The following is a 14,569-nucleotide window of genomic DNA, read 5'->3' on the forward strand; positions in this document are numbered from 1 at the left end:
CCGCGAACCGAGTCCCCGGAGTGCCCATGGCCGTCGCCAGGCGGACGTCCCGCGACATCCGCAGCGAGTCGCGCCTCATCGTCGTGCGCGCGCTCCTCGCCGCGGGCGAGACCACCCGCAACGAGCTCGCCGAGGCCACCGGCCTCAGCCCCGCCACGGTCTCCACCGTCGTCGGCGACCTCCTCAAGTACGGCATCGCCGCCGAGACCGGCCTCATCGGCAACGGCATCGGGCGGCCCACGACGGGCCTGCGGTTCAACGCCGACAGGGGCCGCGTCGCCGGGGTCTACGTCGAGGACAAGTACCTGGAGGCGACCGTGTTCGACGCGGCCCTGGGCCGCCTCGCCACGGTGAACGCCAGCGCCGAGACGCCGGTCGAGGAGGCCGACGACGTCATCGACTGGATCGTGCGCATCCTCGACACCGCGCTCGACCGGGCGGGCGCCGAACGCGGGGACCTCCTCGGCGTCGGCGTGCTCCTCCCCGGCGGGATGCAGCGCCCCGTCAAGTCCGCGCCGACGCCCGGCGGGATCTGGCTGCACCTCGACCGGCTGCGCGACCGCCTCGGCCTGCCCGTGGTGGTCGACAACCCGCTCAAGGCGATCGCGACCGCGGAGCTGTGGCTGGGGGCCGGGCGCCGGTCCGGGAACATCGTGACCGTGAGCCTCGGATACGGGGTGGGCGCGGGGATCGTCCAGGACGGCGCGGTCGTGCGCGGGGCCACCGACTCGGCGGGCGAGTGGGGGCACAGCCTCCTGGTCTTCGACGGCCGCCTGTGCCAGTGCGGCAGAAAGGGATGCGTCGAGGCGTACATCGGGGCCCTGGGGATGCGGCAGACCGTCGCCGAGCTCGATCCGGGCCATCCGCTCCTCGACGGGCCCGACGGGTACGTGTTCCTGCACGCGTTCACGGATGCGGCCGAGGCGGGCGACCCGGTCGCGGTCGCGGCGCTCGACCGCACCGCCCACTACCTCGGCGCGGCGCTCACCGACCTCGTCGCGGTCCTCAACCCCGAGGTCATCGCGCTGACCGGCTGGCCGGACTTCCCGGCCTGCCGCGAGCGGGTGATGCCGATCGTCTGGGGCCGCATCCGCGCCGACGCCCCCGGGTCCGCCGCGGAGGACCTGGAGATCGAGCTGGTGGGCAGGCACGGCATGGAGGGGATCGCCGCGATCGCGTTGGAGCGCTTCATGAGGGACGTCGGCCTGGTGACCACCAGGGTCCTGCCCGCGCTCTAGGCCCCGGCTTCGGCCTTGCGGAGCGACCCGAGCGAGGAGAACCCGAGCAGCACGAACCCGGCGATGACCGCGGTCGCCGCGGCGGCGGTCGCCGTCGTCGCGAGCGCGAGCGCCCCGCCTGCGACGGCGAGGCCGATGAGGCTCCACGCGAGCGGCGTGAACACGGGCGCGTCGAACGCCTTCGCGAACGGCAGGAAGTGCACGCCCACCACGAGGACCACCCAGCACACGGTCAGCTCCGGCCGCTCGAACACGCGGTTGATGATGTTGGCGCCCAGGAGGATCGCGACGACTTCGGCGGCCACGGCGATCCAGTAGGTCCGCAGCGACTGCCGCGTCGGCGGCTCGCCCGCGGGGGTCGGGCGCCGCATCACGACCCACATCGCCGCCGCGAACGCGGCGACCCCGGCGATCCTGACGACCAGCGGCAGCACCCCGGGCAGCCCGCCCGCGTTCACGAGGACGAAGACCAGGCCGCCGATGGACCCGATGGTCCCTCCGAGTTTCTCTCCATGCACTGCGGTATTCAAGCACACGTGTGCGAATCGGGACGGGGCTAGTGCAGTGCGGCCGAATACGACGCGAGGTGCGGGCCCTTCGGCGAGGGGATCGCGGTGACCGTGGCGTGCAGGGCGATCGCGGTGGTCTCGCCGGGGGCGGCGTGGAAGCGGGTGCGGTGTTCGGCGCGTGTCAGGTCGACAGTGGTGGCCGGGCGGGTCTGGGTGGGGTGCTGCGGGATTCGCACGACGAGGTCGTGGTCGCCTGGGGCGAGCTGGGTCCAGGTGCGGGTCCAGCCTGCGGCGACGGGCTCGCCGTCGAGGAGGACTTCGGGGGCGGGGACCCAGGGGCGGCATTCGGGGGCCGCGGGTTCGCCGATGCGCACGGTCCGCCAGCGCTGCAACGGGTTCGGCTTCCCGCCCGCGAGGGCCGCGACGGCCTCGGGCGGGTAGCGGTCCAGGGTGTAGCGCAGGTGCAGGCCGAGTCCGGCCCAGCCGGGGGCGGGGGCCATACGGGCGGGTTCGTCGGCGTCGAGGACCACCGGCTCGTCGTCGGCGGCCGGGGGAGCGGCGACCGCGACGCGGCGCAGCCGGGCCTGCTTCCGCAGCGCCGCAATGATCGCGGCGGCCCCGATGCCGAGCCCGACCGTGATCGCGGCGGCCGGGGCCGCGGCGAGGATGCCGGGGTTCGCGAGGGCGGTCCAGGTGAGCGCGGCCGCGGCGGCGACGCCGCCGAGCAGCAGGAGGTAGTACAGCGCCACCGATCCGGGACGGCGGCGTTCCATGAACGACACGGGGTCCCGCAGTTCGCCGGGGAGGGCGAACCGGTCGGCGGTGTCGCCGAGGACGCCCGCGTAGTCGAGTTCGAGCCGCTCGCCCGCCGCGAGCGCCACCTGCCGGTAGCAGCGCGAGTGCCCGCCCGCGACGGCGACGAGGTGCGTCCCCGGCGTGAGCGTCAGCTCCGTTGCGCCCCAGCCCCACGAGGCTGGAACGCCGTCGACGCTGACCACCGGCGCGAGCGGCCGGGAAGCGCGCAGCGAGGGCCGGGCCTCGCGCGAGTCCTGGTTGCGCCAGGCGGTGCGCACCACCACGATCGCGTCGGTCGCGCTCGTGCGCGCATCGAGCCGCCGCCCGGTCCGGACCTCCACGGCCGCGTCGGGATGCGGCCGCACCGCCCAGGCGCGGAACGGCGGGAACACCTTGAACGGGCCGAGGCGCCGCAGCCCCGGGAGCACCGGCCAGGCCAGGAGCAGTGCCGCGGCGGCCAGTGCGAAGGCCACGGCTACTTCCCGCCCCAGTCGGGCGCGTCGTCGTCGGCCCACTCGGGCGGGTCGATCGCGGGGATGAAGTCGAGGTTGCCCGGGTCGAGCCCGTACTTCGAGCGCGGGTCCTCGGCGCCGTCGACGTCGCCGTCCCCGGCGATGTCGTTGGCGTTCAACCCGAGGTTGTACGCGCCCTGGCCGCCCACGAACAGGTGCCCGAGACCGCCCGCGACATGGCGCCCGCCCGACGGCGCGGCGGCGTTGCGCAGGCCCAGCTGGGCGAGGCCCTGGATCATGTTGAACGCGGTGGGGCCCACCATCTCCAGGGGGTTGACGACGTTCCCCTGCGAGGCGAGGGCGGTCCACGACACGGTCATGCCCCCGCCGATGGCCGCGGCGATCGAGTTGCCCACCACTTTCAGCGCCCCGTCGAGCGACTGGAGCACCCCCAGCCCCATCGCGGCGATCGACATCGCCGCCGTCCGCACCGCCGCGGCGGCCGGGGCGGTGAACGGGACGGCCTGGAGCGGCCAGTACACCACGGCCATCGCCATGAGGCAGGTCGCGAGCGCCGCGTACGCGGTGACCATGACGGCGAGCAGCGCCGCGATGGTGAACAGGCCCACGCCGACCTCGATCGCGAACGCCGCGATCGTGAACAGCTGCGTGCTCACCTTCCCCGACTGCTCGTGGAAGGCGTCGCAGTCGTCGCCCTGCCACGCCTCGGAGTCCATTGCGGACACCTCTTCATCGAGGCCCTTGCCCGCGGTGATGTACTTCTCGGCCAGCTGGAACCAGTACGCGCCGACCATCATGAGCTGGCCGGGGTTGCACTGGTTCATGTAGACGATGCGGGCGATCTGCGTGCACGAGGGACCGAACGTGAAGGCGGGCAGCACGATCTCGACGGCCGCTGCCGGCGCCACGACCGCGAACAGGTCTATCATGCCCTGGAAGCTCTTGGGATCTGGTGCGCCGATTGACATTGCGCGTTCCTTTGCGGTTCGGGAGTCAGTTGAAGTCGGAGGCGCAGGCCTGATCGGCGTCCTCCCAGGAGGTCGCGCAGCCGTCGAGGTTCTCGTTCATGGCCTGGAAGCACTCGGCCGCGCCCTGGACCATCTCGTTCATGTAGCTCACCGCGGTCGTGTAGACCATTGCGAGCGACGGCGCGACCGAGGTGTACAGCGTCTGGTCGATGCTCCGCAGGTTCGGGAGGATCTCGTTGGCCTCCTCCAGTGTCGGCGTCACGTTCGCCTGGATGTCGGCGCCCAGCTGCCGCAGCGCGGCGGGGTCGATCTTCGTCATGGCGTCCTCATTTCCCGTGCAGTCGGCGGATGATCTCGTCGTGCTGGCGCCGCAGGTACTCGTACTGGCCGCGCACCTTGTCCCCGTACGCGTCCATCTCCCCGGGCAGGCCGTCGACCTGCTCCATCGTCAGCGGCAGGCCGAGGCCGTCGACCTGGGCGCGCTGGCGCTCCTTCAGGTCCGCGATGGCCTTCGCGGCGGTCTCGGTGATCTCCTTGCCGAGCGCCTCGGGCCCCAGCTCGCGGGCGTGGATGCCGAGGAGGACGCCCGCGATCGGGTACTCGCCGGTGGACTCGACGGTGACGGTCTCGTCGGGGCCGGTGGCGCGCCCGGTGACCGGCACGAGCTCGGCGGGGGTGCCGGGGCGGGGCTGGAACCGCTCCAGGATCCGGATCGCGGCGTCGAGGCCCGCGGTGGGGATCTGGTCGGCGAGTCCCATGCGGGCCATGGACCTCGGGTCGTCGGGCGGCAGCTCCTCATCGTCGGCGCCGTACTCGGCCCGCTTGCGGTCGATGACGGCCTGGAGGCCCTCCTGGCGCAGCCCGTCGCGGAGGTTCTTGAGCTCGGCGAGGGCGTCGGCGGCGGAGCGGGACTCGTGGGCCTCGGCGGCCCTGACGGCGTCGGCCGCTTCGCGGGCGGTCCAGGTGACGAGTTCGGCGAGCTCGCGGGCGGGCAGGCGCAGGGCCTCGACCGTCAGGCGGACGACGGGGGCGCCGTTGCCGTCGACGACGGTGACGCCGCCGTCGGCGCTGGTGTATGTCGGCGGCGGGGGTCCGGTGTCAGTCAAGGGGGGTCTCCGTCCCTGTCAGGCATCGCGAGGGGGCTGCTAAGAGGATAAACCGCAGATGCCACGCGAAGCGCCGCAGATCCCTTGTGGCAGTTCATGCTCCGAGAGGCCACAGTGGACTGATTTGATATCGCAATCCCGTTGCGGCGGTTGGGGACGCGGAAGGGCCCGGCGGGACGATCACCGCCGGGCCCTCGCATCGGTGCCGCGTTCAGATCCCGGCGAGCGCGCGCCCGGCCTCGCGGCCGGCGTCCAGGGCCTGCCGGTGCTGCTCCGCGGCGAGGTCGCGGAGCGCCTCCATGCCCGGGGTCGTCGCGGCGAGGGTGAGCTCGCGCTTGACGATCGTCAGGTCCGCGCCCCAGATGTCGCCGAGGACGCGCTGGAGGTACGGCGTGGAGTGGTCCCAGCCCTCGCGGGGCGCGCCGGGGCCGTAGCCGCCGCCGAGCGAGGTGACGAGGACCGTGGGCGTGCCCTTGAGCACCGGCGTGGTCGGCCCGGCGCCGGAGATGACCAGGTCGGTCCAGGTCTTGAAGTGCTGCGAGACGCCGTAGTTGTACAGCGGCACGGCGAGGATCGCCGCGTCCGCGGACTGGAGCTCCTCGGCGAGCTGCGCGGCGAGGCCCAGAGCCTCGACGTGCGCGGCCTCGCGGTGCTCCTCGGGCGTGTGCGAGCCGATGGTGGCGTTCGCCCACGCGTCGGCGGGCAGCGGGTCGGTGCCGAGGTGGCGGCGGACGACGGTGCCGCCGGGGTGGGCGGCGGTCCACTCGGCCTCGGCGAGGTCGGCGATCTCGGCGCTGGTGGACGTCCCGGGCAGGATGCTGGCGTCGAGGCGGAACAGGTTCATGCGGATGGCTCCTTGCAGCGGCGCCGTCACGGGCGGCGCGGTCGGTTCGGGAGGGGCACGCCGTCGGGCCCCTCGCCAACTAAACGGACTTTACCCCGTTTATATTTCCGGCCGGTAGAGTGATCCCGTGGACCGACCCGTCGTACCTCTGGGCAGGCCGCGCACCGAGCGCGCCGACGCCAAGCGCAACCGCTTGCGGCTCTTGGCCGTCGTGCGCGAGATGCTTGAAGAGTGCGGCGCCGAGCATGTGACGATGGACGCACTCGCCGAGCGCGCCGGACTCGGCAAGGGCACGGTCTTCCGCCGCTTCGGCTCCCGAGCCGGGATCTTCAAGGCCCTCCTCGAAGAGGAGGCCCGCCGCTTCCAGGAGCTCGTGCTCTCCGGCCCCCCGCCGCTCGGCCCCGGCGCCGGCCCCGCCGAGCGCCTCATCGCCTACGGCCGCGTGCGCATCGGCTTCCTCACCGACAACCTCGCCGTCGCCCGCGCCGCCATGGACCGCGACGTCGCCGCACCCGCCGTCGAGGTCGACATGACCCGCCTCCACATCCGGATGCTCCTGGGCCAGGCCGACCTCGGCGTGCGCGACGTCGAGGGCCTCGCCCTCCAGCTCTCCGCGGCCCTCGAAGGCCCGCTCCTGCTCTACATGGCCTCCCCGCAGGCCCTCACCGACGCCCGCGACGGCGGCGCGATGCGCCTCGCCGACGCCTGGCAGGACCTCGTCGAACGCCTCTTCCGCGCCGGCCCGGAACAACCGCCGCGCGGGCCCGAATAAACCGCCCCGCGGTCTCGCTTTTCCGGGCCCGGGGGACTACGCTGATCCACATTGCTTGCGCATTCCGACAACACATGTTGGAGGACTGCACGTCACGGCAGCGGCCCGAGCGGCCCCGTGCGGCAGGAGCGAAGCCCCTCCCGAAATGCCCGGAACGCATTGCGTCCATGATCCGACATCACCCGTAGTGAGTAACGCGACACTCACTTTCCGGAATCCTCCATAGGATTCGATCATGGTCCCCGCCAACCTTCCCCCGCCGGAGCCGGTCCACCGACCGGCCGACACCAACACCTCCGCCGGTACACCCGGTCGGACCCTCGCCGGACCGCCGGCGCCCTCCACCGCCGCGGCACCCGCCGGTGGCATGACCTGCTGGACCCAGGAGGTCTAGACGTGGCACTCGATTTCGACGGCGACTTCGTGAGACAAGCGGTCGCCATCCTGCTCAGCGCGAACCAGCTCATCGCCTACTGGCTCGCCGGAAACAAGAACAACCTCGGCTGGCTCCTCGGCGTGCTCGGCGGCATCCCGTGGATCGCCTTCATCGTGGTCTGGGACGTCTGGGGCCTCGCCCCGCTCGTCATCGGACTCCAAGTCATCTACATCCGCAACCTGGTGCGCTGGTGGCGGGAGAGCCACAGCGCCGAACCCGCGCTCGACCCGCCCGTGGTGACGGCGGCAAAGGTCGGCGCGCCGACCGCTTCCTGACGGGACACCGCCGGACCGGCTGGGGAGGGAGCGCCCCGAGGAGGGGCGCTGCAGCCGGCCGGCGGACCCGTTCACAGGAGGCGGTCGCACCGTGTCACGACCGAGGAGTTGTGCGAGAATCGCTCGGTGCATGTCGGCAGGCCGTTGATCCGGGGGTTCCGCGCCCTCGTCTTCGCCGTCGCCTGCACCGGCGTCACCGCCGCGCTCCACTTCGCCGCGGGCGGCCACCGCTTCGACCCGCTCCACCTCGCCGCCGCCGTCGCGGCCGTCACCGCCGCCGCCGTCCCGCTCGGGAAGCGCCAGCGCGGACCCCTCGGCCTCCTCGCCGCCTGCATCGCGGCCCAAGCGGTCCTGCACGTGTGGTTCACCCTCGCCTCCGGGCACCTCGCCCACCTCGACCCCGGCCTCACGATGACCGGCGTCCACCTCCTCGCCGCGGCCGCCACCGCCCTGTGGCTCGCCCGCGGCGACGCCGCCCTCGCCGCGCTCGCCGACCTCCTCACCCTCTTCGCCGCCCCGGCGCTCGCCCTCCTGCTCGCCGCGGCCCCGGTCGCGCCCGCGCGCACCGCGCCCGCGCACGCCGCCCCGCGTCCCAAGGCCCGCCGCTTCGCCGCGGTCGCCCCGCTGCGCGGACCCCCGCTCGGAGCGCTCGCGGGATAGGCCCCCGGCCGCCCGCGACTCCGCCGACCGCACCCGCCGCCCCGGCGGGTGGACGCTCCGAGACCCTTGAGGCACACCACCATGACCGCCATCCGCCGCAACACCTTGCGCACCATGCTCACCGCCGCGTCCGGGCTCGCCCTCGCGCTGGCCTTCGCCGCCCCGGCCTCCGCCCACGCGGGCCTGGTCGGCACCGACCCCGAGGACGGCGCCGTCCTCGACACCGCGCCCGCCTCGGTGAGCGCCACGTTCTCCGAGAACCTCGACGGGCCCTCCACCGAGATCGCCGTGACCGGCCCCGACGGCGCCGTCATCGACGCCGGGGACCCGGTCTTCGAGGGCGACACGTTCACGCAGCCGATGCTGTACGCCGAGCCGGGGGAGTACACGGTCGCGTACCGGGTCATCTCCGAGGACGGCCACCGCATCGACGGTGCCGTCAGCTTCACCGTCGCCGAGATCCCGAACGAGCTGTCGCTCAACCCGGTCGAGACCGAGACGAGCTCCGCCGCCGAGACCACCGCGGCATCCGCCCCCGCCGAGACCGAGTCCACCTCCGAAGCCGCCGCCGCCGAAGAGGACTCCGGCAACAGCGCCGCGGTCATCGCCGGGGCGCTCCTGGTGCTGCTGGCCGTCGCGATCGGCATCGCGGTCCTGCTGAACCGCCGCCGCAAGGCCGCCGAGTAGCCGAGCGGGCGGCACGCCGGAAGGCGTGCCGCCCTTGCCGACTACTCCCCGGTCACGCCGTCGGCGAACTCCCGCATGATGTCGATGTGCCCGTTGTGGCGGGCGGTCTCCTCGATCATGTGCAGCAGGATCCACCGCAGCGAGCACGGCTCGCCCTCGGGCGGCGCGTTCCGTTCGAGCGCGTCGAGCGGCAGCGCGTCGGCGATGGCGACCGAGCGGGCGCACTGCTCGTCGTACTCGTCGAGCAATCGCGCGAGCGGCACGCCGTCGACGCGCATCTCCGCGTCGGGGTCGTCGTCGCTCCACGGGCCGCGGTCGGGCTCGCCGAGGAGGCAGACCTCGAACCACGCGTGCTCGTTCCACCGCAGGTGGGAGACGAGTCCCGCCACGGTCATGAGCGGTGAGGGAAGGTAGGGACGGTGGGCTTCGGCCTCGGCGAGCCCTTCGGCCTTCTTGCGGACGGTCTGGCGCTGCCAGCGCAGCCGCTCGTTCAGAGCGGTGCGTTCGTCGATCGGTTGCGGTTGCACCTGTTGGCGTTTCATACGGATACTCCAGGTTCGCGGGTGCCGCCCCGCCCGTGGAGCCGCCGCGTCAGCGCACGCCGCGGGAGGGGGACACCGGTTCGTTCGGATTCGACACCGTTTCCACCTCCCTTCCGTCGCTTGCGGTTCAGTCCGAGTCTAGCGGGTCGTCCAGGACCGCCTTGAGGATGCGGCGCTGGACGCCGTCGGGGTCCGAGCCGGAGACCTCGGCGATCATGATGAGCGCCTTCCACAGCGTCCAGGCGCGGGCCCGCGCCCAGGTGCCCGCGTCGAGGCCCGCTGCCGCGCGGAAGACGCGGCGCTCCTCGAAGTCGAAGTAGCCCCAGGCGATCTGGAGGTCGCTCGCGGGGTCGCCGGTGCCGCACGTGCCGAAGTCGATGAGCGCCGAGAGGCGGCCGTGCTCGGCGAGGAGGTTCCCGGGCGAGACGTCGCCGTGGAACCAGACGGGCGGCCCCTGCCAGACCGTGCGCATCCCGGCGTCCCAGACCGCTTCGCATGCGGCCGTGTCGATCTCGCCGTCGAGGCGGTGCAGGGCGAGCTGCACCTCGTCGGCGTAGGCGCTTGGGTGGCAGCCGCGGTAGAACGAGTGGCGCCCGGCGGCCGGGCCGTCGGCGGCGGGCACGGCGCGCAGCGCGGTCAGCGCCGCGCCGAGGTCGCGCGCACACTCGGTCCTGTCGATATCGCTGTCCTGCAAGGTATTCCCGGTGAGCCAGCGCCGCACCGACCACGGGTGCGGGTAGTCGGCGCTCGGGGCGCCGGTGGCGACGGGCGCGGGGACGGGCAGCGGCAGGTGCGCGGCGAGGAGCGGCAGGACCCGGTCCTCCTTGGCGACGGCGAGCGCGTACGTCGGGCCGGTGGGCAGGCGCACGGTGAGCTCGTCGCCGAGGCGGAAGGTCCGGTTGTCCCAGCCCTGCCGCGCGACCGGTTCGACCGGCAGGTGGGACCAGTGGGGGAACTGCTCGGCGACGAGGGCGCGGGCGAGGTCCGCGGTCGGCTCGGTCATGCGGTCTCCGTTGCGGTGGGGGAGCCGTGATCGTGCCATGCGGGGCGGCCCGGCCGCATCCGATTTGCGGCGGCCGCCCCCGGGGCGGGCCCGGGGGCGGCCGGTCAGGCTTCGAGGAGTTCCTGCGCGTGCGTGAGGATGCCGCGGATCTGGTCCTGCCAGGCGTAGGTCTCGGTCTCGATGGACAGGTAGTAGTCGGCCTGGGTGTCCTCGTGGGCCTGGCGGGCGGTCTCGCGGAACCCGGTCTCGTCGCCGCATTCGGCGACGTCGACGGCGAGCGCGATCTCGAACGCGAGCTTGCCCTCGTAGTCGGCGGGCGCGTCGTCGGGCAGGTCGGGGTGGTCGTGGACGTCGGCCTCGCCGGTGTACAGCTCGTAGAGGTAGTCGCTGACCGGCAGCGAGCCCTCCTCGTCGAAGGCCCACCCGGGGCGCCCGCGCTCGGCGAGGCAGTCGACGAGGTCGCCTTCGGCGCCCGCGATCCGCTCGCGGTACCGCGTCTTCACCTCGGCCATCGCGGCGAAGTCCTCGGTGGGGGTGGCGGGCCGGTAGTGCCAGTACGCGGCCGAGTACTCCTCGCCCTCGCCGCCTTCGACGACGAGTTCGAGGCCCTCGTAGAGCGCGTCGATCATCTCGCGCTTGCAGCCGCCGGGCTCGGGCTCGACGTAGTCGGGCTGCTCGTCCATGTCGATCTCGCCCTCGTCGGCCTCTTCGGCCGGGGCCCGGTCCTCGCCGACGAGGTGGCCGTTCTCGTCGGCGGCGATGGCCTCGCCGTAGAAGGCGACGTACCAGTCGTACCGGTCCTGCGGGGAGAGCGCCTCGAACGCGTCGTTCTCGAAGCGCGCGCCTCCGGCCTCGGGGCTCCCTTCGGCGAGCGCGTCGTCCGCGGCGTCGATGCCGCGGTACTCGTCGTACTCGGCGGCCAGGTCCGACTCGCGGCCCTCGTCGGTCCAGCTCCAGGAGCCGAAGCCGAACCGCTCGGCCTCCTCCTTCTCCAGGAGCCAGCCGTCGTAGGGGTAGTAGTCGAAGAGGGTCTCGGTCTCGGCGGGCTCGGGCTCGGGCGCGAAGTAGAGCTGGTCGTGGACGGTGAAGCCCCGGTCCTCCAGGCACCGCTGCATGAGCCGCAGCTCGACGGCGTCGAGCTCGGCGGTGAGGCGGTCGGTCTCGTTGACCATCTCGACGAGGCGGGCCTCGTCGAACGACCCGGCAGCGGTCCCGCCGCCCTCGTCGCCGCCGGAGCCGTCCGTGCCGTCGCCGCTGCACGCGGCCGCGGCCGCGGCCGCCAGGGCGACCGCGATGCCGACCAGGCCCGCGGTGGTACTGCGCTGCATAACTGCTGCTCTTTCGATGGGAGCCGGAACATGACCCCCTCAATACGCGCGCGTGCGGCAGCCCGGTTGCCCGGCTCGGCCCCTCTTTGGCGTCCGGCGCTCAGCGGCCCCCGTAGAGCCGGGCCATGAGCTCGCGGACCGACGCGTCCATGTCCTTGAACTGCTGGATCGAGGCGTCCTGCATCTGGGCGACCCGCTCGTTCATCTCGCCGAGGTCGGCGGTCGGCACGGGCACGGCGGTCTGCTCGCCGCGCAGGTCGATCGCGGTGTTCAGGGCGAGGGTGAGCTGCTCCAGGAGCGCTTCGGGCCCGTCCTTGAGGGCGCTGAGGGTCATCTTGATCTGCTCGAACCGGCCGTCGGTCCCCAGCGTGACCTTGATGCGGCCGTCGGCGGCCTCGGTCAGGATCGGCTCCGTCTGCGCGCCCGCGGTGCCGGGCCCCTGCGCGAGGGTGTCGCGCGCCGCCGAGAGCTGCTCCGCGATCTGGTCTTCTCCGAACATGCGTCCTCCTAGCCGTTCCTGCCGAGCTTCGCCATGACCTGGCTGATCGAGGCGCTGAACGCCTGCAACTGCCGCACCCCCGCGTCCTGCACGGCGGCCAGGGACTCGTTGATGGCGTCCAGGTCCGGGACGGCGTCCGCGGCGGTGACCATCGCCGCCCGCTTGCCGAGCGCCTCGTTCACCGCGATGAGCACGTGCTCGGCGATGTAGTCGGTGCCCTCCTTGAACGCCTTGGGGTCCGCGAAGATCTCCGCGACCCGCCCGTCGGCGCCGAGCGTCACCCGGATGCGGCCCTTCGCGGCCTCCACGGTCACCGGCTCGGCCCGGCCCTCCTCGGGCGCGGCGGCCGCGCGCGCGAGCTCGGCCCGCGCCTCCGCCAGTCGCCGCGCCTTGTCGTCTGCCTCGGCCATGGGCGCTCCCCTCTCGTTCACGAAACCGGCTCATCGTATCCCGGTCATTCGATCGGAAAACGCCCGCGGGCGCGCCGCCCGGCCGCCCGCCGCCCCGGAACGTGATCTCGGCGGCGTTGCACGCCGGGGCGAGGCGGATTACCCCTGGCGGAACGCGGCGGCGGCCTCCGGGAGGGCTACCGTTGATCCATGACCTATCGATACCTCACCGACGCCGACGCCGACGCGCTCCTCGAATCGACCTACCCCCAGGCGCGCCAGCTCCCGGCCCTGTCGGAGCTGATCGGCAGCGACCTGCGGTGGGACCCTCCGGCCCGCACGCTCGTCTACCTCGCCGAATGCTGGATCGAAGGCGTCGGCTACGGCCAGCGGCTGCACACGTGCGCCGCGCGCAACATCAACGGGGACAAGGACCTCGCCGTGGAGTTCTCCCGCGCCGCCCGCAAGGGCGACGCCGATCTCGTGGCCGCCGCGGCCGACGAGGTCCTCTCGATGGTCGCCGAGGGCGTCAGCGCCGCCGACAACGCCGCAGCCACGGCCGCGATCACCGCGATGCTCCACGGCGGCCTCACCGAGTCGCCGTCCCGCAAGCCCATGTTCGCGGCCCTGCGCGCCCAGTGGTCGGCCCGGCCCGCCGCGAGCTGACCCGGCGCCTGAGTCGGCCGTTCGGCGGACTCAGCGGCGCGGCGTCCCGCCTCGCGACCGAGGCGGGAGGCCGTCCCCTCCCGTGAGGATGGTGGCGACCGCGGCATCGCGATGATGCCGGAGCACACCACCTCGAACGGGAACACCATGCACCGCAAACGAATCGCCCTGGCCGCGTTCACGGCGGCGGCAGTCGCGGCCGCCGTCTCCGCCGCCTCCTACTGGCAGGCCTCCGCCGAAGAGCGCCCCTCCCCGGACCGGCTCCAGCGGGACGCCGACGCCATCGTGGACGTCGGCGTCACCGGCGTCCAGGCCCGCGTCACCGACGGCGACGGCGACACCCGCGCCGTCGTCAGCGGCGTCGCCGACATCGAGACCGGCGAGGCCGTCGACGACGAGGGGCTGATGCGGATCGCCAGCGTCACCAAGACCTTCGTCGCCACCGTCGTGCTCCAACTCGCGGGCGAGGGCGCGCTCTCGCTCGACGACACCGCCGAGGACTGGCTCCCCGGCGTCGTCCAGGCCGAGGGCATCGACGGCGGCGAGATCACGATCCGCCAGCTCCTCCAGCACACCGGCGGCCTGCCCGACTACGCCGACGAGCCCGACTGGGGCACCGAGGCCCACTTCCAGCGCACCCGCTACGACATCGCCGACCCCGAAGAGGTCCTCGCGGCCGCGCTGGCGGCCGGGCCCGTCGGCGAACCGGGGGAGCAGTGGTCGTACTCCAACCCCGGCTACATCGTGCTGGGCATGATCATCGAGGAGGCCACCGGCCACCACTGGGCCAAGGCCGTGCACGACCGGATCGCGCGGCCCCTCGGCCTGGAGGACACCTTCTGGGCCGGGTTCACCGCGAAGACCCCCGAGCCCCGCGCTGAGCTCTACCAGCGGTTCGAGCCGGGCGGCGACCTCGTGAACGTCACCGAGTACATCGACCACGACGCCTCCGGCGGCCTGGTCTCCACCACCGAGGACGTCGACCGCTTCATGCGCGCCCTCATCGGCGGCGACCTGCTCGAACCCGCTCAAATGGAGGAGATGCAGCGGACCGTCCCGGTGACCGGCGAGGGCTACGATCTCATCTGGCCCGGCGGCGCCTCGTACGGCCTGGGCGTGTTCCGCCTCGGCTTCGACGACTGCGGCGAGGGCCTGTGGGTCGCCGGAGGCGACATCACCGGCGCCATGACCCGCGCTGCCGCCACCGGGGACGGCGCGCACTCCGCCACCGTCTTCAGCTCCACCGAACTCCGCGACTCCCTCGAATCGGGCGTCGCCCAGAACCTCGCCACGAACGACCTGATCGAACACGCCCTCTGCGGCCGCAACTGACTGCAGAAACCCCCGGGGCGATCCGCCCCAGGGCTCAACCGGGTCCG

General features: G+C 73.2%; 18 protein-coding genes. 7 read left to right on the forward strand and 11 right to left on the reverse strand.

Translation table 11 applies throughout. The features are described from left to right. Positions 1-26 precede the first annotated feature (26 nt). Positions 27-1,238 (forward strand): ROK family transcriptional regulator, encoded by a 1,212-nt coding sequence (locus tag B0I28_RS03290; protein WP_106362357.1) that lies wholly within the window; start codon positions 27-29, stop codon positions 1,236-1,238. Here the strand turns inward: B0I28_RS03290 and B0I28_RS03295 are convergent. From B0I28_RS03295 to B0I28_RS03320, 6 genes are all read right to left on the reverse strand, one after another. Beyond that, positions 1,235-1,756, reverse strand: a complete 522-nt coding sequence (locus tag B0I28_RS03295; RefSeq protein ID WP_106362358.1) for a hypothetical protein — start codon at positions 1,754-1,756, stop codon at positions 1,235-1,237. The two genes, B0I28_RS03290 and B0I28_RS03295, sit on opposite strands and share 4 nt — an antisense overlap. A 38-nt stretch (positions 1,757-1,794) precedes the next feature. Beyond that, positions 1,795-3,015, reverse strand: coding sequence for a hypothetical protein (locus B0I28_RS03300; RefSeq protein ID WP_106362359.1), 1,221 nt, complete (start codon positions 3,013-3,015; stop codon positions 1,795-1,797). A 2-nt stretch (positions 3,016-3,017) separates the two neighbouring features. Further along, entirely contained in the window at positions 3,018-3,983 is a 966-nt protein-coding gene (locus B0I28_RS03305) for a hypothetical protein (protein ID WP_106362360.1), read from the reverse strand. A gap of 25 nt (positions 3,984-4,008) precedes the next feature. Then, entirely contained in the window at positions 4,009-4,302 is a 294-nt protein-coding gene (locus B0I28_RS03310; protein WP_106362361.1) for a hypothetical protein, read from the reverse strand. 7 nt (positions 4,303-4,309) lie between these two features. Beyond that, positions 4,310-5,089, reverse strand: a complete 780-nt coding sequence (locus B0I28_RS03315; protein WP_106362362.1) for a hypothetical protein — start codon at positions 5,087-5,089, stop codon at positions 4,310-4,312. 211 nt (positions 5,090-5,300) lie between these two features. Then, a complete protein-coding gene (locus B0I28_RS03320) occupies positions 5,301-5,933 on the reverse strand; it encodes an FMN-dependent NADH-azoreductase (RefSeq protein WP_106362363.1) in 633 nt (210 codons plus the stop codon). 127 nt (positions 5,934-6,060) lie between these two features. On the opposite strand from B0I28_RS03320, the gene B0I28_RS03325 reads away from it, so the two are divergent. The 4 genes from B0I28_RS03325 to B0I28_RS03340 all read left to right on the forward strand — a co-directional run bounded on the left by B0I28_RS03325 (position 6,061) and on the right by B0I28_RS03340 (position 8,763). Further along, positions 6,061-6,705: a TetR/AcrR family transcriptional regulator gene (locus B0I28_RS03325; protein WP_106362364.1), complete on the forward strand. Its 645-nt coding sequence runs from the start codon at positions 6,061-6,063 to the stop codon at positions 6,703-6,705. A gap of 396 nt (positions 6,706-7,101) precedes the next feature. Further along, positions 7,102-7,416 (forward strand): hypothetical protein, encoded by a 315-nt coding sequence (locus B0I28_RS03330; RefSeq protein ID WP_106362365.1) that lies wholly within the window; start codon positions 7,102-7,104, stop codon positions 7,414-7,416. Positions 7,417-7,542: 126 nt separating this feature from the next. Next, a complete protein-coding gene (locus B0I28_RS03335) occupies positions 7,543-8,076 on the forward strand; it encodes a hypothetical protein (RefSeq protein WP_146147953.1) in 534 nt (177 codons plus the stop codon). Positions 8,077-8,157: 81 nt separating this feature from the next. Further along, entirely contained in the window at positions 8,158-8,763 is a 606-nt protein-coding gene (locus B0I28_RS03340; RefSeq protein WP_106362367.1) for a copper resistance CopC family protein, read from the forward strand. Positions 8,764-8,804: 41 nt separating this feature from the next. Here the strand turns inward: B0I28_RS03340 and B0I28_RS03345 are convergent, their stop codons facing one another. From B0I28_RS03345 to B0I28_RS03365, 5 genes are all read right to left on the reverse strand, one after another. Further along, positions 8,805-9,305 carry a DinB family protein gene (locus B0I28_RS03345; protein WP_106362368.1) on the reverse strand — a complete coding sequence of 167 codons (501 nt, stop codon included), beginning with the start codon at positions 9,303-9,305 and terminating at the stop codon, positions 8,805-8,807. Between the two features lie 127 nt (positions 9,306-9,432). Beyond that, positions 9,433-10,308 carry an aminoglycoside phosphotransferase family protein gene (locus tag B0I28_RS03350; RefSeq protein ID WP_106362369.1) on the reverse strand — a complete coding sequence of 292 codons (876 nt, stop codon included), beginning with the start codon at positions 10,306-10,308 and terminating at the stop codon, positions 9,433-9,435. Between the two features lie 104 nt (positions 10,309-10,412). Then, positions 10,413-11,636, reverse strand: a complete 1,224-nt coding sequence (locus B0I28_RS27060) for a hypothetical protein (RefSeq protein WP_181245615.1) — start codon at positions 11,634-11,636, stop codon at positions 10,413-10,415. Positions 11,637-11,736: 100 nt separating this feature from the next. Beyond that, positions 11,737-12,135, reverse strand: coding sequence for a hypothetical protein (locus B0I28_RS03360; RefSeq protein WP_106362370.1), 399 nt, complete (start codon positions 12,133-12,135; stop codon positions 11,737-11,739). An 8-nt stretch (positions 12,136-12,143) separates the two neighbouring features. Beyond that, positions 12,144-12,545 carry a YbaB/EbfC family nucleoid-associated protein gene (locus tag B0I28_RS03365; RefSeq protein ID WP_106362371.1) on the reverse strand — a complete coding sequence of 134 codons (402 nt, stop codon included), beginning with the start codon at positions 12,543-12,545 and terminating at the stop codon, positions 12,144-12,146. Positions 12,546-12,734: 189 nt separating this feature from the next. On the opposite strand from B0I28_RS03365, the gene B0I28_RS03370 reads away from it, so the two are divergent. Further along, positions 12,735-13,190 carry a hypothetical protein gene (locus B0I28_RS03370; RefSeq protein WP_106362372.1) on the forward strand — a complete coding sequence of 152 codons (456 nt, stop codon included), beginning with the start codon at positions 12,735-12,737 and terminating at the stop codon, positions 13,188-13,190. Between the two features lie 147 nt (positions 13,191-13,337). After that, positions 13,338-14,522: a serine hydrolase domain-containing protein gene (locus B0I28_RS03375; RefSeq protein ID WP_181245616.1), complete on the forward strand. Its 1,185-nt coding sequence runs from the start codon at positions 13,338-13,340 to the stop codon at positions 14,520-14,522. Positions 14,523-14,569 lie beyond the last annotated feature (47 nt).

Source organism: Glycomyces artemisiae, assembly GCF_003002955.1.
In the GTDB taxonomy this organism is placed as follows: Bacteria; Actinomycetota; Actinomycetes; order Mycobacteriales; family Micromonosporaceae; genus Glycomyces; species Glycomyces artemisiae.